Source organism: Cobetia sp. PDI-23MA (assembly GCF_059507735.1).
Genome location: NZ_CM183352.1, coordinates 670,454 through 690,791, shown reverse-complemented (window position 1 = coordinate 690,791; position 20,338 = coordinate 670,454). Strand labels below are relative to the sequence as shown.

At 63.7% G+C, this 20,338-nt stretch carries 17 protein-coding genes; 10 read left to right on the top strand and 7 right to left on the bottom strand.

Features of this window, described 5'->3' with window-relative positions; all coding sequences use genetic code 11:
• The first annotated feature begins 108 nt into the window (after positions 1–108).
• On the top strand, positions 109–861 hold the full coding sequence (locus tag AC5WNJ_RS02945) for a YdcF family protein (protein WP_043335281.1): 753 nt from the start codon (positions 109–111) through the stop codon (positions 859–861).
• Positions 862–985: 124 nt separating this feature from the next.
• Here the strand turns inward: AC5WNJ_RS02945 and AC5WNJ_RS02940 are convergent, their stop codons facing one another.
• On the bottom strand, positions 986–2,203 hold the full coding sequence (locus AC5WNJ_RS02940) for a tetratricopeptide repeat protein (protein WP_176676237.1): 1,218 nt from the start codon (positions 2,201–2,203) through the stop codon (positions 986–988).
• Entirely contained in the window at positions 2,203–2,883 is a 681-nt protein-coding gene (locus AC5WNJ_RS02935) for a zinc ribbon-containing protein (protein ID WP_306424388.1), read from the bottom strand. Before AC5WNJ_RS02935 ends, AC5WNJ_RS02940 begins: the two co-directional genes overlap by 1 nt.
• A gap of 319 nt (positions 2,884–3,202) precedes the next feature.
• Here AC5WNJ_RS02935 and leuS point away from each other — a divergent pair, with 319 nt between their 5' ends.
• The 4 genes from leuS to AC5WNJ_RS02915 all read left to right on the top strand — a co-directional run bounded on the left by leuS (position 3,203) and on the right by AC5WNJ_RS02915 (position 8,109).
• On the top strand, positions 3,203–5,803 hold the full coding sequence (gene leuS / locus AC5WNJ_RS02930) for a leucine--tRNA ligase (protein WP_176676236.1): 2,601 nt from the start codon (positions 3,203–3,205) through the stop codon (positions 5,801–5,803).
• A gap of 184 nt (positions 5,804–5,987) precedes the next feature.
• Complete coding sequence (locus AC5WNJ_RS02925) at positions 5,988–6,533, top strand: LPS-assembly lipoprotein LptE (protein WP_176676235.1); 546 nt, start codon at positions 5,988–5,990, stop codon at positions 6,531–6,533.
• 145 nt (positions 6,534–6,678) lie between these two features.
• On the top strand, positions 6,679–7,737 hold the full coding sequence (gene holA, locus AC5WNJ_RS02920; protein WP_176676234.1) for a DNA polymerase III subunit delta: 1,059 nt from the start codon (positions 6,679–6,681) through the stop codon (positions 7,735–7,737).
• 21 nt (positions 7,738–7,758) lie between these two features.
• The gene (locus tag AC5WNJ_RS02915) at positions 7,759–8,109 is read left to right on the top strand and encodes a DUF6482 family protein (protein WP_176676233.1); all 351 of its coding nucleotides are present in this window, start codon (positions 7,759–7,761) and stop codon (positions 8,107–8,109) included.
• A 99-nt stretch (positions 8,110–8,208) separates the two neighbouring features.
• On the opposite strand, the gene AC5WNJ_RS02910 is transcribed toward AC5WNJ_RS02915, so the two are convergent.
• The 3 genes from AC5WNJ_RS02910 to fadB form a co-directional block, all read right to left on the bottom strand.
• Entirely contained in the window at positions 8,209–9,141 is a 933-nt protein-coding gene (locus AC5WNJ_RS02910; RefSeq protein ID WP_176676232.1) for an amidohydrolase family protein, read from the bottom strand.
• A 204-nt stretch (positions 9,142–9,345) separates the two neighbouring features.
• Positions 9,346–10,524, bottom strand: coding sequence for an acetyl-CoA C-acyltransferase FadA (gene fadA, locus AC5WNJ_RS02905; protein WP_176676231.1), 1,179 nt, complete (start codon positions 10,522–10,524; stop codon positions 9,346–9,348).
• A 93-nt stretch (positions 10,525–10,617) separates the two neighbouring features.
• On the bottom strand, positions 10,618–12,768 hold the full coding sequence (gene fadB / locus AC5WNJ_RS02900) for a fatty acid oxidation complex subunit alpha FadB (protein WP_176676230.1): 2,151 nt from the start codon (positions 12,766–12,768) through the stop codon (positions 10,618–10,620).
• A gap of 426 nt (positions 12,769–13,194) precedes the next feature.
• On the opposite strand from fadB, the gene AC5WNJ_RS02895 reads away from it, so the two are divergent.
• Positions 13,195–14,307, top strand: a complete 1,113-nt coding sequence (locus AC5WNJ_RS02895; protein WP_176676229.1) for a DUF5924 family protein — start codon at positions 13,195–13,197, stop codon at positions 14,305–14,307.
• 217 nt (positions 14,308–14,524) lie between these two features.
• Positions 14,525–14,971 (top strand): transcriptional regulator SlyA, encoded by a 447-nt coding sequence (gene slyA, locus AC5WNJ_RS02890; RefSeq protein WP_176676228.1) that lies wholly within the window; start codon positions 14,525–14,527, stop codon positions 14,969–14,971.
• Positions 14,972–15,095: 124 nt separating this feature from the next.
• Here slyA and AC5WNJ_RS02885 read toward each other — a convergent pair whose 3' ends face one another.
• On the bottom strand, positions 15,096–15,644 hold the full coding sequence (locus AC5WNJ_RS02885) for a preprotein translocase subunit YajC (RefSeq protein WP_176676227.1): 549 nt from the start codon (positions 15,642–15,644) through the stop codon (positions 15,096–15,098).
• Positions 15,645–15,853: 209 nt separating this feature from the next.
• Here AC5WNJ_RS02885 and AC5WNJ_RS02880 point away from each other — a divergent pair, with 209 nt between their 5' ends.
• A complete protein-coding gene (locus AC5WNJ_RS02880; protein ID WP_175090604.1) occupies positions 15,854–16,306 on the top strand; it encodes a universal stress protein in 453 nt (150 codons plus the stop codon).
• 192 nt (positions 16,307–16,498) lie between these two features.
• Here the strand turns inward: AC5WNJ_RS02880 and AC5WNJ_RS02875 are convergent, their stop codons facing one another.
• Positions 16,499–18,436, bottom strand: a complete 1,938-nt coding sequence (locus AC5WNJ_RS02875) for an ATP-binding cassette domain-containing protein (protein ID WP_176676226.1) — start codon at positions 18,434–18,436, stop codon at positions 16,499–16,501.
• Between the two features lie 326 nt (positions 18,437–18,762).
• On the opposite strand from AC5WNJ_RS02875, the gene AC5WNJ_RS02870 reads away from it, so the two are divergent.
• Both AC5WNJ_RS02870 and AC5WNJ_RS02865 read left to right on the top strand, forming a co-directional pair.
• Complete coding sequence (locus AC5WNJ_RS02870) at positions 18,763–19,713, top strand: TatD family hydrolase (RefSeq protein WP_176676225.1); 951 nt, start codon at positions 18,763–18,765, stop codon at positions 19,711–19,713.
• A 48-nt stretch (positions 19,714–19,761) separates the two neighbouring features.
• Positions 19,762–20,328 carry a hypothetical protein gene (locus tag AC5WNJ_RS02865; RefSeq protein WP_253062233.1) on the top strand — a complete coding sequence of 189 codons (567 nt, stop codon included), beginning with the start codon at positions 19,762–19,764 and terminating at the stop codon, positions 20,326–20,328.
• Positions 20,329–20,338 lie beyond the last annotated feature (10 nt).

Sequence of the window (20,338 nt, the reverse complement as noted above, 5' to 3'; positions counted from 1 at the left end):
CCTGAGCCCCAGAACGCCTGCGCCCCCTGGGCCTCAGACGCTTGAACGCTCAACCTTACCCGTTGCCGGGCCGATGCCCGGCACTGCCTCTGCACAAGCGAGACCACAATGGGCATCACAGAGTTACTCGGCATCATCAAGGACCTGGTATTGCCGCCCGGCGGGCCTCTCCTGCTGCTGTTTCTGGCCATGCTCGTGCTCAAGCGCTGGCCGGGCCTGGCACGCGCCATGATGGTCGTGGCCATTCTGGGCATGTGGCTGCTGTCCTCGCCGGTCGTCTCCACGCGCCTGATGTCAGGGCTGGAGCGTATTCAACCCAGTGAACCGGCAGAGTGGATCCAGGCGCAGGCCGTGGTGGTGCTTTCCGGCGGACGCTACTACGACGCCCCGGAGCTGCAGGGTCGCGATCGCATCAATGGCGAGACGCTCAGCCGTCTGGACGAAGGCGTACGCGTGGCACGCAACGCGGAGCTGCCGATTCTGCTCACCGGTGGCAAGGTATCGTCTTCCGATGACGGCACCCTCGCCGAGCTGATGCAGCGCTCGCTGATCGATGAATTCGACTACCCGGCGCGCTGGCTGGAAAACCGCAGCGAGAACACCCAGCAGAATGCGCTCTTCACGCGCGAGATGCTCGAGCAGGACGACATCAACAAGATCGTGCTGGTGACCAGCGCCTGGCACATGCCGCGCGCGATGCGCAACTTCCAAAATCAGGGCTTCCGCACCATCATCCCGGCGCCGGTGGGCTACACCACGGTGTCGGGACTGGGCATCGATGCCTGGATCCCCAACAGCTCCGCGCTGACCCAGTCACGTTGGGCACTGCATGAATGGATCGGCTGGCTGGTGGGTCGCTAGACCCGACAGCACTGCTGGCAAGGCAAGCGAAGGACTGCTGGCAAGACACACGAAGGGCTGCCCATGGGCAGCCCTTCGTGTGTCTATATAACCCGCTCATCGGGAGCTTATCGCAGGATTACGCTCAGTCGTCGCTGTCACGCATCCAGCTGGCCTCCTTGAGCCATGGCCCCAGCTGGCGGCGCTGGAAGGCGCGATCGCGCGTCCACTCGTCACTGCCGACATGCGCCGTGCCGCCAGGCGCTTCTCCCAGCAAGTCATCCGGGAACTTCAGGCTGTCACGACCCTTGATCTGCAGCGAGTAACACCGGTCGTGGCTGACCAGGCTTTCGCGCAGATAGCGCCACACGCACTCCTTCATGAACCACTGATCGATATTCGGCGTCTCGACATGCTGTGGCTGCCACCGGGCCAACAATGTCTCGAGTGGCGGCAGGACTCCGGCCACCCCGCCCCATAGCCCCGCCAGCACCAGATCGGTATGACTCCACCAGTCACGCATGACATGGAAGAAGCGCCCGGACGTCAGCCACATCTGCACCGCGCGCACTTCGCGCAGGCTGATGACGCTGTCGCAGTCGCGGACCACGAAGTAACCCACCGTCGGGTCATCGGCGACCGCGAAGCGCCAACACAGCCGCTGTCTCAGGGTGTCACTGGCGGGACGCTCGATCAGCTCGGCGTCCAGTTGCCGCGCCAGAGCCAGGAAGTCATCGGGCACGCTGTCATCGTGATAGAGCCGAACCTGCCACCCCGGATACAGCACCGGCGCCAACAGCAGGTTATGCAGCATGCCGTTCAGGTAGCGCGGCCCCTTGCCCCAGAGGCCGAAGGCCAGCACTCGCGTCTTGCCGGCCGCGACTGCCGAGGGGGGGTCAGCGGGCAGTCGCCAGCCCTTCGCCAACGGCAGGCTCCCATGCCGCTCATCCTTCAGCGCCAGGGCGCGACTGCCATACTCGCGTGCCTCATCGTGGCGCTTGAGCCTGGCCGCGCTGCTGGCCAGCGAGTCGAACAGCACCGGATTGCGACAGCCCCGTGCGGCCAATGCCTCACCGGCCGCCAGCGAGCCAGCGGCATCATTGGCACGCGACAGACACACCACCTGGTTGAGCGCGATCTCTTCATCGGCCGGACACTCCACATGCCCCTGGGCCAGAATCTGGCTGGCCGAGCGATAATCCGCAAGCAGAAAGAGGTAATAGGAGATCTGCTTGAAGAGGCCCGCATCACGTGGGCGCGGGCGCTGGTTGAAGTGCTCGATCAGCTGTTGCAATGCCTTGTGGCGCTGACCGGCGATCCAGGTGGCATGCGCCGGGGCGAACCAGTCTGACGGTGTCGCCATCAGCTCTGATCACTCTCGTCGGTCGTGGGGGGCTGACGAGTGACGGGCGGCGCGCCACGCGAGAAGAAACGATGTCCACAGGCATGGCAGGGCTCCAGCACGCTGGGGCGCGTGAGCGTGGTGGTCGACTCACAGTGCACGCAATGCAATAGCCCCGGCGCGATGACCTCGCCGCTGGTGTAGTCGGCGCGCGCGGCCTCGAGGTCTTCCTCGAAGTGGGCGCGGTCCACCACGGTGCGGTCCGCGATCGACATCAGCGCGGAACTGACACTGCGCGACAACACCGAGAGATCGATCCCCAGCCAGCTGGCGATCCCTTCTCCGCCGGTCGCCAGGTGGCGGCGGAATTCACGCATGTCACGCTCGACCCAGGCACGCAGCAGCGCCAGCTCGTCCAGCGTGAATTCCTCGACCTCGGCCTCGAACTTGACCGCCTCATCCAGCTCGGCCTTGAGGCCATCCCACGACAGCTCACCACTGCTGTCTTCCAGACGCGAAAGGATTCGCCCATAGGCATCGCCGAGACGTCCTTCACCTTCGCCCTGCAACTGACTGGAGGCTGAGCGCGAGGGCATCGGCGTATCTTCAAAGCCACTGTCGTACGAGGACGTGGCAGCCGTATTACGCTCCGTGGCGCTGATCGGCTCATGGGGATCGCGGGGTTCACGTGGTTGGCTCATGGACTCTCCTTGTGTCTTCACCTTCTCCCGTACTGCGGGAGGGCATGGCGCTCTACCTTCAGCATGGTGGTGTTGGCGTTGCGACACAAGCCACACGCTTCCACTCCCTGACACGCATCAAGCGCGTGGCACTGGCAGCATGAAGCGCATACGCCTGGCGCCACGGCACTCGCCTCCCCTACCTGAGGCCTGGCGTCTGGGGTAGACTTGACCCCATCGCAGACAGTGGCGGCCCATCCCGATGTGACCGCCCACCTCTTCACGCCCTGCCTGTCCCTGGTGACGGGTAGCGGCCAATGCCAAGGTAGTGACGGACCCGATGGATTCACAGGATACTTCTCAACAGTACGCTCCCGATCAGATCGAACAGGCTGCCCAGCAGTACTGGGAGAAAAATCAGTGTTTCAAGGCGGTGGAAGATGCCAACCGCGAGAAGTTCTACTGCCTGTCAATGTTCCCCTACCCCAGCGGCAAGCTGCACATGGGGCACGTGCGCAACTACACCATCGGTGACGTGATCTCGCGCTTCCAGCGCATGCAGGGCAAGAACGTCATGCAGCCGATGGGCTGGGACGCCTTCGGCCTGCCGGCGGAAAACGCCGCGATGAAGAACAACGTCGCGCCGGGCAAGTGGACCCACGAGAACATTGCCTACATGCGCGATCAGCTCAAGGCACTGGGCTTCGCCTACGACTGGAGCCGTGAGTTCGCCACCTGCGACCTGGAATACTATCGCTGGGAGCAGTGGTTCTTCGCCAAGCTGGTCGAGAAGGGTGTCGTCTACAAGAAGAGTTCCATCGTCAACTGGGACCCGGCGGACCAGACCGTGCTCGCCAATGAGCAGGTCATCGACGGCCGTGGCTGGCGTTCCGGCGCGCTGATCGAGCGCAAGGAAATCCCGCAGTGGTTCCTGCGCATCACCGACTATGCCGAAGAGTTGCTGGCCGACCTCGACAAGGTCGAGTGGCCGGAGCAGGTCAAGACCATGCAGCGCAACTGGATCGGCAAGTCGCGCGGTGTCGAGCTGAGCTTCGGCCTCGACGCCAGGGCAAGCCAGGTACAGGAATCCCTGACCGTCTTCACCACCCGTCCGGACACCCTGATGGGCGTGACCTACGTCGGCGTCGCCGCCGCTCACCCGCTGGCCAAGGCCGCGGCGGAGCACAATGCGGAGCTTGCCGAGTTCAACGCCGAGTGCGCGCGTGGCGGCACCAGCGAAGCCGACATGGCGACCATGGAAAAACGCGGCATGGATACCGGCTTCAAGGCCATCCACCCGCTGACCGGCCGTGAAGTGCCGGTCTTCGTCGCCAACTTCGTGCTGATGGAATACGGCACCGGTGCCGTGATGGCCGTGCCGGCCCACGACGAGCGTGACCACGAATTCGCCACCAAGTACGACCTGCCGATCGAAGCCGTGATCGCCGATGCCGACGGCAATGCGCCTGACGTCAGCGACGCCGCCTTCACCGATCACGGCGTGCTGATCAACTCCGGTGACTTCGATGGCCTCGACTTCGAGAGTGCCTTCGATGCCATCGCAGCGCGCCTGGTCGAACAGGGCCGTGGTGAAGTCAAGACCAACTTCCGCCTGCGCGACTGGGGTGTTTCCCGTCAGCGCTACTGGGGCGCGCCGATCCCGGTCAAGAATGGCCCCAACGGAGAATCCATCCCGCTGACCGACGACGAACTGCCGGTCGCTCTGCCGCTGGAAGTCGAATTCGACGCCTCCGGCGGCTCGCCGATCAAGAAGATGCCGTCCTTCAGTGACCTGGGCGATGGCTGGCAGCGCGAGACCGATACCTTCGACACCTTCATGGAGTCCTCCTGGTACTACGCGCGCTTCTGCTGTGCGGACAACGCCGATGCCATGCTGGACGAACGCGCCAACTACTGGCTGCCGGTCGACTACTACATCGGCGGCATCGAGCATGCCATCCTGCACCTGCTCTACTCGCGCTTCTTCCACAAGCTGATGCGTGACTTCGGCCTGGTCGACAGCGACGAACCGTTCAAGCAGCTGCTGACCCAGGGCATGGTGGTCGCGGATACCTACTACCGCATCAATGAGAAAGGCGGCCGCGACTGGTTCAACCCGCTGGACGTGGACGTCGAGACCGACGGCAAGGGCCGCGCCGTCAAGGCCGTGTTGAAGTCCGATGGTCTGCCGGTGGAAATCGGTGGCACCGAGAAGATGTCGAAGTCCAAGAACAACGGCGTGGACCCGCAGTCGATGATCGACCGCTTCGGTGCCGACACCGTGCGCCTGTTCATGATGTTCGCCGCGCCGCCGGAGCAGTCGCTGGAATGGTCCGATTCCGGTGTCGAGGGCGCACACCGCTTCGTCAAGCGCGTCTGGCGTCTGGTTCACGAGCATGTCGCCGCCGGCACTCCGGGCGCGCTGGACGTGACTGCCCTGAACGATGATCAGAAGGCGCTGCGTCGCAAGACACACGAGACCATCGCCAAGTGCAGCGACGACATCGGCCGCCGCACCACCTTCAACACCGCCATCGCGGCCGTGATGGAGCTGGTCAACGCCATCAGCCGCTTCGAGGACACCTCCGAGCAGGGCCTGGCCGTCAGCCGTGAAGCCGTCGAGGCCTGCGTGCTGCTGCTGTCACCGATCATCCCGCATGCCAGCCACTCGCTGTGGGCGACACTGGGCCACGACGAAGCCGTGATCGATGCCAGCTGGCCGGTCGCTGATATTGATGCGATGAAGAAGGACAGCATCGAGCTGGTCGTACAGGTCAACGGCAAGCTGCGTGCGCGTCTGTCCTTCGCCGCCGATGCCGATCGCGACGCCATCGAAGCCGCTGCGCTGGCAGATGCCAATGTCTCCAAGCACACCGATGGCAAGACGGTGCGCAAGGTGATCGTGGTGCCGGGCAAGCTGGTCAATATCGTCGCCAACTGATAGCAACCCGACCAGGCAGAGCAAGATACCGGCGGCCCGAGTCGCCGGTCCCATCAGAGGCCGACAGACGAGTAGAAAATGTCGGTCTCTGACGGCCATATTCCGTGCGCTGCGTGATGCTGACAGGCACCACGCAGCGCTCTCGCAAGATATTCATGACACCCGTTCATGACAGGAGGTCACGGTGACGCAAGCGAAGTCTTCCAGTGTTTCAACAGACACATCAGAGCGTGCATCCCGCGGCCTCGGCCGCCGTCGTGTGCTGGCCGCCCTCGGCGTCGGCCTGGCGCTGACACTGAGCGGCTGCGGCTTCCAGCTGCGCGGCGTGAACGATGCGCCGATGGCCATCACCGAGCTGGACGTCCAGGCACCGATCACCAAGACCCACGACGCCCTGCGCGACGCTCTCGAGCGTGCCGACGTCCAGTTGAGCGACAGCGCCCCGCTGACCCTCAACCTGGGCAAGGTCCGTGAGAACGTGCAGCAGATCACCTACGGCGATGCCGGCAGCATCAAGCGTGAACTGACCTATCGCCTGACCTACTCGCTGCAGCGCAAGTCCGATGGGGCCTATCTGACCAACCAGCAGGAGCTGCAGGCCAGCAGCTTCTTCTATACCAACGATGATGACCTGCTCAACACCGATGACCTCCGCGAGCGTGCGGCCGGGGAAGTCAATCGTGACCTGAGCCGTCAGCTGCTGGAGCGCCTGCGCTCGATCACTCCCTGACACCTCTGGATCGGCGCGATGTCCAACGCCAGAGCGTACTGACAGCACGGCTCCGCGCCATCGGGCAACCGACCATCGCGGAGCCGTGTTCGTCTATCGTCCACCGGCATCACCGCCCTCGCCTGCGCAATATCGAAGGACATTCATGAAGGTCTATCCCGACAAGCTCGACGAGCAGCTCAACAAGCGCCTGTCTCCCGTCTATATCGTGGCCGGTGACGAGCCGCTGATTCATCAGGAAAGCTGCGACGCCATCCGGCGTGCGGCGCGTGCCGCCGGTGTCGAGGAGCGCGAGGTACTGCATGTCGAGAATGGCTTTCAGTGGGGCCGTTTGACCGAGTCTGCCGCCAGCATGTCACTGTTCGCCTCGCGCAAGCTGATCGAGCTGCGCCTGGGCACCCAGAGTGCCGGCCAGGAAGGCAGCAAGGTCCTCAAGGCCTACGCCGAGCGCATCGAGAAGGATGGCGACATCCTGCTGATCACCGCAGCGCGTCTCGATCGCAAGGTGCAGCAGACGGCGTGGTTCAAGGCATTGGAGAAGGTCGGCGTCTTCATCGCAGTCTGGCCGGTGGACCACTCCCGCCTCGGCTTCTGGATTCGCGATCGCGCCCGTCGTCACGGCCTCGAGCTGAATCAGGACGCCGCCCGCCTGCTGGCAGAGCGCATCGAGGGCAATCTGCTGGCCGCGGATCAGGAGCTTCAGAAGCTGGCGCTGCTGCACCCGCCGGGCGCACGCCTGGATGGCAATGCCATCGTCCAGGGCGTCGAGGACAATGCCCGCTATGATGTCTTCACGCTGGCCGATGCGTGTCTGAAGGGGGAAGTCGAGCGCAGTGGCCGCATCGTGCTCGGGCTCAGGGGAGAAGGCGTCGAGCCGCCGGTGATCCTGTGGGCACTGACCCGCGAGCTGCGCACCCTGCTCTCGCTGCGCCAGCACCTCGATCAAGGCCAGAGCTTCGAGCATGCCTGCAAGGCGCAGAAGCCGATGATCTTCGACAAGCGTCGCCCCTTCTATCAACAGGCACTCAACCGCCTGCCCCACAAGCGCCTGCACAAGCTGCTGCTGTTCTCGCAGCGACTCGACATGGCGATCAAGGGCGGGATGACGCTGCCCATCTGGGACGGGATGGTCGATCTCGCCCTGACACTCGCCGGCGGACGCGGCCCACTGGCCGAACTACCTCATGCCTACAAGGTGGTGTGATTCAGACCCCAGGGAGAACGCATGCAGACTTCCTTCAGCACACTTGACGAAGCCGTCGATATCGAGACTCTGCGACGGTGGCTCGCCGCAGGCAATACCCTGACAGTGGAAGTGCAGACGCTGGATCAAGGGCTTCATGTGGTCCGCCTGCATCACGCCGCTGGCATCAGTCGCCTGGTCGATGACAACGGCCAGTCCCTGCGCTTCACCGGCACACAGTGGATCAGCCGCCTGCTGTTGCCGCTGGGGCTGACCCACGGCGTGCAGACCTGGGCGGAAGTGCAAGATGAGATGATCGGCCTGCCCACGACGCCGACCGACAATGCCAGCCTGCTGGCCCATGGCACGCGCGTGGCCTTCCAGACGCTGTAGTCATCTATCATCCCATGCGCAAGCCCCCGCCAGTTCACTGACGGGGGCCATTGCCATTGGGGCATGCCTGCGGGTCTCAAGCGAACATTCGATCTGCGCTCAGTGCGCCGTATCCGCCCTGGACTTCACGAATGCCTTGTAGCCGTAGAGCTTGCGCGGATTGTCGCGGAATATCCTCTCGCGCATCTCGCGCTCCGGCAACCAGCGCTGCATCAGCTCGGCCAGGGTGTCCTCTTCCGGCATCTCGACGCCGATATAGGGATGCGGCCAGTCACTGCCCCACACGACGCGCTCCGGATTGGCCGCCACCAGCGCCCGCACCAGCGCCGTGACATCGGAGTAAGGCAAGCGACCACGCGTGGTCAGCCGGTAAGGCGCCGACAGCTTGACCCAGGTGCGCCCTTGCTTGAGCAGTCGACACAGCGCGGCAAAGCCGGGGCACTCCGGGCCACGCGTGGCCGCCAGATGGCCCATGTGGTCGATTACCACCGGCACCGGCAAGCTGCCTAGGCGCGCTTCCATGTCACGGAAGGTCGAGACGTCGATCAGACATTCCAGGTGCCACTTGAAGCGTGCCAGGCGGTCCGCCAGCAGCACCACATCACGCCAGCGCAACCCGCCGGCGAAGATCAGGTTGAGGCGAACGCCACACACTCCCAGCTCGGAGAGTCGCTCAAGCTCGGCATCACTGATGTCGGGCGTGACAACCGCCACGCCACGATAGTCCAGCCCACGCTCGCGACAGCTCTGCAGGCTGTCGCACAGCAGGCGATTGTCATAGCCATAGACACTGGGCTGTATCAGCACGCCGTGGCTGGCGCCCAATGCATGATGCATCTCGAGTGCTTCACTGAGCCCCACAGGCGCCGGGTCATAGGTTCTGTCCGCCGCCAATGGGTAACGCACCGGGTCACCAAACAGGTGAAGGTGACAATCAATACTGCCCGCCGGCAACCGGAAGGTCAGGGGGTGTGGCAAGGGTCTGGGCGGCGTGGCGCGCGGCAGATCCTGCTCGACATGATTCCAGTCCATCGATGCGACTCCCTCGCGTAACCTCAATCATCAAGCCCGGGGCGACGTGACGCTCGATCGCCCACTGCCACGATACTGCGCCGCCCCTCTCGTTTCCAGACAAAAGCCTGCCGACGAAAAAGCGGCATGTCCGAAGACATGCCGCTTTTGGTATCAGGCGTGGCCTGATCGCTTATCGAAGACGCTGACCGAAGGTGCTGACGTTCAGTCGAGTCGCTCGAAGACGGTCGCGACGCCCTGGCCCATGCCGATGCACATGGTCGCCAGACCCAGGCGAGTGTTCTGCTGCTTCATGACGTTGAGCAGCGTGGTGCAGATACGCGAACCGGAACAGCCCAGCGGGTGACCCAGTGCGATGGCGCCACCGTTGAGGTTGACCGCCGTGTCGACGCGCTCCAGCAGGCCAAGGTCCTTGAGCACCGGAATCGACTGCGCCGCGAAGGCCTCATTCAATTCGACGGTCTGGATGTCCTCGATGGTCAGGCCTGCTGCCTTGAGCGCCTGTTTGGAGGCCGGCACCGGCCCGTAGCCCATGATGGAGGCGTCACAGCCTGCCACGCCAGTGGACAGCACTCGCGCGATGGGCTTGAGGCCCAGCGCTTCGGCTCGCTCGGCGCTCATCACCGCCATGCCCGAGGCGCCCACCGACAGCGCGGAAGAGGTGCCCGCTGTCACGGTACCGCCCTTGGGATCGAAGACCGGCTTGAGATTGCCCATGGACTCCATGCTGGCATCGCCACGGATGACCTCATCGCGGGTCACCAGGACACGCCGACCCTCGGCATCATGGCCCTCGACACCGATGATCTCATTGTCGAAGCGACCTTCATCGGCGGCAGCCTGGGCTCGCTGGTGGGAGCGCACACCGAACTCATCCTGCTGCTCACGACTCACGCCATGCATCTTGCCGAGCAGTTCCGCGGTCAGGCCCATCATCATTGCCGCCTTGGCCGCATGCTTGCTGGCCGCCGGATTGACGTCGACCCCATGCGCCATCGGCACGTGCTCCATGTGCTCGACGCCGCCGATGAGATAGAAGTCCCCCATGCCGGCCTTGATGTTGGCGGTGGCGATATGCAGGGCGCTCATCGAGGAACCACACAGGCGGTTGACCGTCTGCGCCGGTACGGTGCGCGGAATGCCGGTCATGATGGCGGCATTGCGCGCGATGTTCATTGACTGCTCCAGGGTCTGGTTGACGCAGCCCCAGATGATGTCGTCGACCTCGGCCGGCACCAGGCCGGGATTGCGATCGAACAGCGCCTGCATTACCGCGGCGGACAGGTTCTCGGCACGCACGTGTCGGAAGGCGCCATTCTTGGCCTTGGCCATGGCGGTACGCACGCCATCGACGATTACCACATCTCTCGGATTCAGATTCATTGTCTGGCTCCCTCATGGCCCTCGCTGTCGCGAGGGCCGAAAATTCTGGTCGGATAGTGCTGGCGGCCACTCGGGCGCTCAGCCATCAAAGGCTCAGGAGTAGAAGGCGTCGCCACGCTTGGCGCGCTCGCGTAGCGCCTCGGTCGGGCGATACAGCGGGCCCAGCTCTTCGGCCAGACTATCGGCCAGCGCGACGAACTCGGCCACGCCCATGGCATCGACATAGCGCAGTGCGCCACCACGGAATGGCGGGAAACCGATGCCGTAGATCAGGGCCATGTCGGCCTCGGCCGGGCTGCCGACGATGTCGTCTTCCAGGCAGCGGATGGTTTCCATGCACAGCGGCACCATCATGCGCGCGATGATGTCGTCATCGGAGAACTCGCGCGTCTCGCTGACGACCTGTGCCACCAGCGCCTGAGCCTCATCATCCGCCAGCTTCTTCGGCTTGCCCTTGCGATCTTCCTCGTAGCGGTAGAAGCCCAGAGCGTTCTTCTGGCCGAGGCGCTTGTTGTCATACATCACCTGGATGGCGGTCTTGCCGTCACGCGCCATGCGGTCCGGGAAGCCTTCCGCCATCACCGCATTGGCGTGCACCGCGGTATCCATGCCGACCACATCCAGCAGGTAGGCCGGGCCCATCGGCCAGCCGAACTTTTCCATCACCTTGTCGACGCGCTGATAGTCGGCGCCCTTCTCGACCAGCAGGCTGAAGCCACCGAAGTAGGGGAACAGCACGCGGTTGACCAGAAAGCCCGGGCAGTCGTTGACGACGATCGGCGTCTTGCCCATCTGGCGGGCATAGGCGACGGTCGCGGCAATGGCCGCATCGCTGGACTTCTCGCCACGGATGACCTCGACCAGCGGCATGCGGTGCACCGGGTTGAAGAAGTGCATGCCGCAGAAGTTCTCGGGACGCTTGAGCGATTCGGCCAGTCGCGTGATGGAGATGGTCGAGGTGTTGGAGGTCAGAATGGCGTCTTCGGCGACGTTGTCCTCGAGCTCGGCCAGCACAGAGGCCTTGACCTTGGGATTCTCGACCACCGCCTCGACGACCAGGTCCACATTGCCGAAGTCACCGTAGGACAACGTCGGGCGAATGTTGGACAGGCCCTGCGCCATCTTCTCGGTGGTCAGCTTGCCGCGCTCGACGCCCTTGCCGAACAGCTTGCGTGCTTCCTTCAGACCCAGTTCGATGGCCTCGCCATTGATGTCCTTCATCAGGATCGGCGTGCCCTTGCTGGCGCTCTGATAGGCGATGCCGCCACCCATGATGCCGGCACCCAGCACGGCGGCCTGCTTGATCTCACTGGCCTGCTTCTCGTAGCCCTTGGCCTTCTTCTTGACCACCTGATCGTTCATGAACAGGCCGACCAGATTGAAGGCCACGTCGGTCAGCGCCATCCTGGCGAAGGTCTTGGCCTCGATGGCCTGGGCACGCTCACGCGATTCCCCCGCGCCCTTCTGGATGACCTTGATGGCCTCCACCGGTGCCGGATAGTGCGGACCGGCCTTGCCGGCCACGAAGCCCTTGGCGGTCTCGAAGGCCATCATCTGCTCGATGGCATTGAGCTTGAGCGGCGAGGTCTTCTCGAGACGACGCGCCTGATAGTCCAGCTCGCCTGCATTGGCACGCGCCAGAATATCGAGTGCCGCCGCGTCCAGCTCGGCCACCGGCAGGACGGCATCGACGGCGCCCACTGCCAGCGCCTTGTCGGCACGGTTCTCGGTGCCACCACAGATCCACTCGATGGCGTTGTCAGCCCCGATCAGACGCGGCAGACGCACACAGCCCGCCCAGCCCGGGATGATGCCGAGCTTGGTCTCCGGCAGGCCGATCTTGGCGCTGTCGGCCATGACCCGGAAATCGGTGGTCAGGGTAATCTCGCAGCCACCGCCCAGCGCCAGTCCATTGATGGCAGTGACGGTGGGGAACGGCAGGTCTTCGATGGCGTTGAAGATGCCATGGATGTTCATGTTCATGTCGATGAGGAAGGCTTCATCCTTCTCGAACATCTGGTGGAACTCGGTGATGTCGGCACCGACCACGAACGCTTCCTTGGCGGAGCGGATGACCAGCCCCTTGAGATCGGCCGTCGCCTTGATGGCCTCGACTGCCTCTCCCAGCTCCTTGAGTACGTAGCTGGCCAGCTTGTTGACCGATTCGCCTTCAAGGTCGAGGGTCAACAGGGCGATGGCGTCCTGATTGGCCTCGACGGTTAGCGTTTTGCCTGAATAGATCATCCACGGATCTCCACAAGAGAAAGAGGTGAAGGGGCTGCCGGGCGCTCGAGGGTCACTGCCATTTGGGCGTTGGCCATGAAGGCGCTGGCAACCGGCCTCGCCGGACTCGCCGCTGGCTGAGGCACCGCGTGAGAGTCATCTCTCATCACAGCGCTTCATACAAGCGTTTGAATATAGCCAGCTTGGGCCAGTGACGGACAAAGATCAAGCCTGCGGACATTAGCGAAAGGTCGGAGGTCACAGGGCGTCTGTATACTGGCCTGAGCTGACTGGCGCACGCTATCGACAGCCGATGTAGGCAAAGATCGACGCTACACCGCACAAGGCAGCCGCGTTACCCTGAACGCTTTCCCAACCCGCAGGCTGACCGCGACACCTCCTCGCGCGCCAGCAGGCTTTCAAAGGCCTCATCGATATCATGCTTTCATGAGTAGCACTCTCACCGCCCTGTATCTACGCCTGACCGGCCTTGTCGAACGCACCAAGCGCTGGCACTGGCTATGGCCGCCGATCGGCTTCGCCGCCGGCATCTGCAGTTTCTTTCTCGTCAACCGTCAACAATGGCTGGGCGGCCTGCTGGCGCTGGGCATGATGCTGGCCTGGTTGATCCTGATCGCCGAAGGCCTGTGGAGCCGCCTGCGCCGCCATCGCGGTCAGAATGCCCTGCCCCGCAAGCTGGCGACCTTCGTGGCCCAGCTGATCCAGCAGGAGACACTGTGTTTCACACTGCCGTTCTTCCTGGCGACCACCGACTGGGCCAGCGGCCAGGCAGGCTTTACGCTGCTGCTGTGCGGCGCGACCCTGCTGTCGATTCTCGACCCCTTCTACTACCGGCTGGCCGAGCGTCATCGCTGGCTGTACTTCGGCTTCCACGCCCTGTGCGTGTTCGTCGTGGTGCTGGTCACCCTGCCCCTGCTGCTGGAACTGACCACAGGTGAGAGCCTGCTGGCCGCCTGTGCCGCCATGAGCCTGTTCGCGCTGCCCAGCGTCGCCAACCTGCGCATCGCGCGTGGGGTGGTCGGCGGTCTGGCGATGATCGGCATCAGCGTAATGCTCGGGGTAGGCGCATGGGGGGCACGCGCCTGGATTCCGCCCGCCACGCTGTGGATCAATGCCAGCAGCCTGTCGCCGGACTTCGATACCGCGGCGCGCGCACCGCGTGGCGAGATGCAGCTGACGCCTGCGCAACTCTCCGCCCGTGGCCTCTACGCCTTCACGGCCATCCGTGCGCCGCGCGGCCTGTCGGAGAAGGTCTATCACGTCTGGCGTCATGATGGCGAAGTCGTCGATCGCATCGCCCTGAACATCAACGGCGGGCGCAGCGAAGGCTACCGCGCCTGGACCCACAAGACGGCCTTCCCGCAGGGCAGCGAGGGCGAGTGGCGCATCGATGTCGAGACGATGAACGGACAGCGCATCGGCAGTCTGCGCTTCGTGGTCAGCGATGATCCGCAGCTGGCGACCCTGGCCGACAGCACCATCAGCCAGCCCCCCGGCATCCCAGGCTGGCGTATCACCAACCTGATTCCGGGTTTGTGACAGTCGCCACCACGAGTCACTCCGCAAGCAGGAACGCTGAGTTACTCGACCATGGACGTAAAATTCGTTCGCAGGCTTGTAATTATCCAGACTGCCTAGCATGCTGATGTGAAGGGCGGCGCAGATAAGGAATCAGTCTCATTCACTTTTGAGTGATGCTGGACGCGCGCCAATGACAAAAGCCCCTTCACCTTTGCACTCAGCGGACGACCTATCCATGCATGAAGATATCGGACTCAAGCTTTCCCGCCTGCCGCGCCTGTGGCGCGCCATTCTGGACCAGCGACTGTCCCCACTAGGGCTGACCCAGACTCGCTGGATGACGCTGGTACACCTGTGGCGCATGGGCGATGGTCAGCCCCAATGTGATCTGGCTCGCTCCATCGGTATCGAAGCCCCGTCGCTGGTTCGCACCCTGGACCAACTGACCGAACAGGGCCTGGTCGAGCGCCGTGCCTGTGAGGAAGACCGCCGCACCAAGCGCATCTTCCTGACCCGCAAGGCGCTGCCATTGATCGAGAAGATCGATGCCATCGCCGAGCAGACTCGCATCGAGATGCTCAACGGTCTGAGTGAAGCGCAGGTCGATCAATTCTGCGAATGCCTGCGTGTCATGGAGCGCAATGGCCTGGAAATCTCCGAGAAGGTGCCGGAGAGCGCCTGAGCCTAGACGCCGACCGAAAATGGCCGGCCGCGCCAGCATGACATGAGCGCAAGCGGGACATGAAAAAGCCCCCATCGAGTCACTCGATGGGGGCTTTTTTCTGCAGGCGGGAGGGCTGCCCGTGTCAGGCATCCGGCATCTTCGGCTCGGTGCCCACCAGCGGGCGACGCTTGTGCGAGATAGGCGCCTTGTCGATCAACAACGCATGCAAGGCCTCGAATTCGCGCCGCCAGTCGTGGCAGCTCTCCACATCCAGACTCTCGCCCCACCACAGCGTCAGACCGGAGAGCGACGACTCCAGCATCAGGGCATCCTCCGGCAGCGTGCGCGTGAAGCGCTGCAGCGCCGCGGCGACATCAGGATCGTCCGCCAGGCGACTCTCTTCGCGCCAGCGATAGCCCGGCACCGCCTCACGCAGGGCATCACTGGCCCATTCATCCTGCACGAGGATGAAGGGCGTGACATCGCGTTCGGTCGGCCAAGGGCGGCGGTAACCGACGATGCCCTTGGGCGCGTCAGAAAGAGGCGGCGCCTTGAGATCCACCCGCATGCCATCGGCGATCACCGCCTTGCGGACCAGTGACGTGCGCGTCTCTCGTTTGCTGGGGCGTAGCCAGGTCAGCGGCGACAGCATCGCCAGCACGACAAAAATGATGATCAGCGCAGTCGTCATCGTCTATCCATCGGTTGTCTATTCAAGGGTTTCATCAAGCGGGACGTGGCGTGAAAGCGCAGGATAGGCTATGCAACCCCGCAGTGTTGCGTATCACGCACTGCCATTACGTTGATGTAAGTCATTGTGTTCAAGGGGGCGGCAAGCCTAGCATGGAAGCAGGTGCACGACGCCACTCGAATGGCCAACCTCTGCGGGAGGATCTCAGGATGAGCAACGAATACAAGCATGTACTGGTCGCTGTCGACCTGACCAAGGATTCCCATCTGGTGCTGGAGCGGGCCCTGCCGATCGCCAAGCGCAACGGCGCCAAGATTTCCATCATCCATACGCTGGAACCGCTGGGCTTTGCCTATGGCGGTGATATCCCGATGGACCTGACCAGCATCCAGGACCAGCTGGATTCCCACGCCCGTGAACGACTCAGCGAGATCGCCACGCCTCATGATATCGCCGCCGAAGACCAGTACGTGGTGGTCGGCATGCCGGATAGCGAGATTCATCGCTTCGCGGCCGAACACGACGTGGACCTGATCGTGGTCGGCTCGCATGGTCGTCATGGCTTTGCGCTGCTGCTGGGTTCCACCTCCACGGGTGTCCTGCACGGCGCCCAGTGCGACGTGCTGGCGGTGCGCGTCGGCGCGGATGACAGCGAGGAATGATGGTGGCCGGCTAGACGACACCTCACGTCGACGACATGTGAGGGACGACAAGAGGGCTGCCCATGGGCAGCCCTCTTGTGTGTTCAGCTGACGGGCTTTCTGCACGGCACGGTCATCAAGCATCGTCACTCATGACTGTAGTTCATGACTGTAGTTCATGACCGTACGCGTGCATGACCGTCACCTGCGGCTTCAGCCTTCCTGCATGGCCTCAAGCTCCATCCAGCGTTCCATCGTCTCTTCCAGCACCTGCTGCTTGTGGCTGAGCTTCTCCAACGTGTTCTTCACCAACTTGGCATCCCCGGTGTAGAACTCCGGCGCCGCGATCTCGGCTTCCAGTGTCGCGACCTCCGCTTCCAGCTTCTCGATGGTCGTCGGAATCAGGTCCAGCTCGCGCTGCAACTTGTAGGGCAGCTTGACCTTCTTCGGTGCCTGCTGTGCCTGAGCGGCCTCACGCTTGCGACGCTCGTCTTCTGCCTGGGCATCACGACGGTGCTTTTCCTCGCGCTCGCGCTCGACTTCCCAGGGTGCCGGCGGCAGATGCCCGCCCTGACGTATCCAGTCGCTGTAGCCTCCGACATACGGCTTGACGACCCCGTCGCCCTCGAAGGCGAGGATGTTGGTGACCACGTTGTCCATGAAGGCACGGTCGTGGGAAACCAGCAGCACGGTGCCGTCGAAGTCGAGCAACAGTTCCTCGAGCAGCTCCAACGTCTCGACATCCAGGTCGTTGGTCGGCTCATCGAGCACCAGCACGTTGGCCGGCATGGTGAACAGACGTGCCAGCAGCAGGCGGTTGGACTCGCCCCCTGACAGCGAGCGAACCGGCTGACGCGCGCGGTCCGGCGTGAACAGGAAGTTCTGCAGATAGCTCATCACATGCATGTCACGTCCACCGACGGTGACACGATCGCTGCCGCGCGCCACGTTGTCGTAGACGGTGGCTTCCATGTCCAGGCCCTTGCGCAGCTGATCGAAGTAGGCGATCTGCAGCTTGGTGCCTTCGATGCGCTTGCCTTCGCTGGCTTCCAGCTGACCGAGCAGAATGTGCAGCAGCGTGGTCTTGCCCGCGCCGTTGCGGCCCAGCAGGCCGACCTTGTCGCCACGCTGGATCTCGACACTCAGGTCACGGATGACCCACTGCTCCTGCGCCTCATCGTAGCGATAGCTGACGTTTTCCAGCTCCACGACCCGCTTGCCGCTGCGCTCGGCGGAGTCGACGGCGATACGCGCACGCCCCTGTACCTCACGCCGCTGACCGCGCTCATGGCGCATCTTCTCCAGTGCGCGCACACGGCCTTCGTTACGAGTACGGCGCGCCTTGATACCCTGACGGATCCAGGTCTCTTCCTGAGCCAATTTCTTGTCGAATTCGGCGTTTTCCTTGGCCTCGACATCCATCTCATGCTGCTTCTGAGCCTGGTAGGCCGCGTAATCGCCCGGGTAACGCCCGAGACGGCCACGGTCCAGCTCCAGAATCTGGGTCGCGAGGCGCTTCAGGAAAGCCCTGTCGTGGGTGATGAACAGTACGGCGCCAGAGAAGGCCGCGACCTGCTCTTCCAGCCAGGCGATGGTATCGAGATCCAGATGGTTGGTCGGCTCATCGAGCAGCAGCAGGTCCGGGTCGGACACCAGCGCACGCGCCAGCGCGACACGACGACGCCAGCCGCCGGACAGGTCTTCCATCATGGTGTCTTCCGGCAGACCCAGACGGGTCAGCACGGTATCGATACGCTGCTGGAACTGCCAGCCATCGACGCTCTCCAGCGCGACCTGCACGTGCTCGAGACGTTTGAGGTCCGGCTCCGGGTCGCTGATCAGATGATGGTACTCCGCCAGCAGCGCGCCCGCCTTCGGCAGGCCTTCAGCGACGATATCGAAGATGGTGCGACCTTCGGCGGCCGGCAGGTCCTGCGAGAGCACGCCGATCTTGAGGCCCGGCGCCTTCCACAGCTCACCGGCATCTGCCTGGAATTCGCCGGTGATCAGCTTGAGCAGGGTCGACTTGCCGGTGCCGTTGCGGCCGACGAGCGCCAGACGCTCGCCGCGCTCGACGACAAGATCCGCCCCGTTGAGCAGGACGTGATGGCCGTAGGCCAGCTGAAGATTTTCCAGTCGTAACAATGCCATGTGCAGCAGCAACTCGTGACGGGTCCACGGCCGGGAAGGCCACGGAGGAAGTGGGAGTCAGGCGGACAGGCCGCCGCCAGCGACGCGCGCTGGAGAATGCTGCCATTCTACCCGAGGCGCAGCGTGCAGGCGATGGAAGACGCCGCAAGGGCTGAAAGACGCCGGCGCCTTGGGTAGAATGGCCGACCGCTTGAAATCACGTCACGTGCCGTGCGCTACCAAGGCCCGCCTGTCATGCAGCGCTATCTAGTGCCAGGCCGACGGGCTGTTGTCAGGCCTTGCACTGTCACGTGTCTCCTCCCTCCCCGCGATCCCAAGGGTGTCCGATGTCCGCGCTTCCCCCGCATGCCGATCCTGCCTCCCTGCCCTATTATGATAGCGAGCGGCTGTCCGACGAGACGCTTGCCGCCTTGTGTGACGACCTTGAACTCGGCGAGGCCGAAATCGCGGCCGCGCTGACGCTGCTGGCACCGGAGCTGCGCTTCGCCAGCCCCTCTGCGCTGGTCGACATCGGCGTCAACCTGACGCATGAGAGCTACGCGCGCGACATCGAGGGTACCTTGCTGCGAGCACGCGCGGCGGGCGTCAGCCAGCAGATCCTGACCGGCACCAGCCTGGATGGCTCGCGTGAGGCCCAGGCACTGGCGGCACGCTATCGCGGCCTTTCTGCCACCGCCGGCGTGCATCCGCATGATGCCAGCCAGTGGAACGACGGCGTCGAACGCGGCATCCGGGAGCTACTGGCGCAGCCGGAGGTCGTCGCGGTGGGGGAATGTGGCCTCGACTTCAATCGCAACTTCTCGACGCCCGCCGAACAGGCCCGAGCGTTCGAAGCGCAGCTGACGCTGGCCGCCGAGACGGGCCTGCCGCTGTTTCTGCATGAACGCGACGCCGGTCGCCAGATGCTCGAGATGCTCAAGCACTGGCGCGACGATATCAGTCACGCCGTCGTGCACTGCTTCACCGGCGAGCGCGAGACGCTCTACGGCTACCTGGATCTCGACCTGCACATCGGTCTGACCGGCTGGCTGTGTGATGAGCGCCGAGGCGAACACCTGCGCAGCCTGTGCCGCGAGATTCCCCTCGAACGCCTGATGCTGGAAACCGATTGCCCCTATCTGGTACCGCGCAATCTGCCCGCCAAGCTCAAGGGACGGCGTCATGAACCCTCGCTGCTGGTGTGGATCATGGCGGAGGTCGCGGCGCTGCGCGGTATCGACATGGAAGAACTCGCACAGGCCACCACCGTCACTGCCACCCGCTTCTTCCGCCTGTAATCGGCATACACGACTTTCCCTGCACGCATCCCTGCTCTGGACATCACCATGCACGAATATGAACCCGAAACAGGGGACTTCCCCGCCTTCATCGCCGTCGAGACCGGCGAGGACTCCAGTCTGCCGCTGGCCATCGCCTGGGCGCTGCCCGATGGCCAGATGAAGCATGTGCTGATTCAACCGGATGACGAATGGCTGGATGGCGAGATGCTGGAGCTGGGCGACTACAGCCTGGATGACCTGCGCAGCTTCGGCGTCAGCCCCCTCGATGTGCTCAAGGAACTGGAGCAGGACTACTACCAGACCACGCTCTATACCACCGGCGTCATGGATGACGAGCAGGCACTGGCCCGCCTGTTCGACGCCTACAACATGGACCCTTTCATCGAGTTCGCGCCGGCGGAGAGCCTCTACCCCGAGCTTGCCCCGGGCGACTGGGCGCGCGAGCGCAACAACATGCTGTTCGAACAGGGCCTGCAGCCGTTCCGCCCCGACAACGAGGTACTGGTGATGCTCGCCATCCATACCCGCCTGCGCGGCGACGGGGTGCGAGGCGAGGAGGACATTCAAGGCACCGGGCCGGATTACGAGATCGACTGGCAAGAAGACGTCTGATCACACGCCC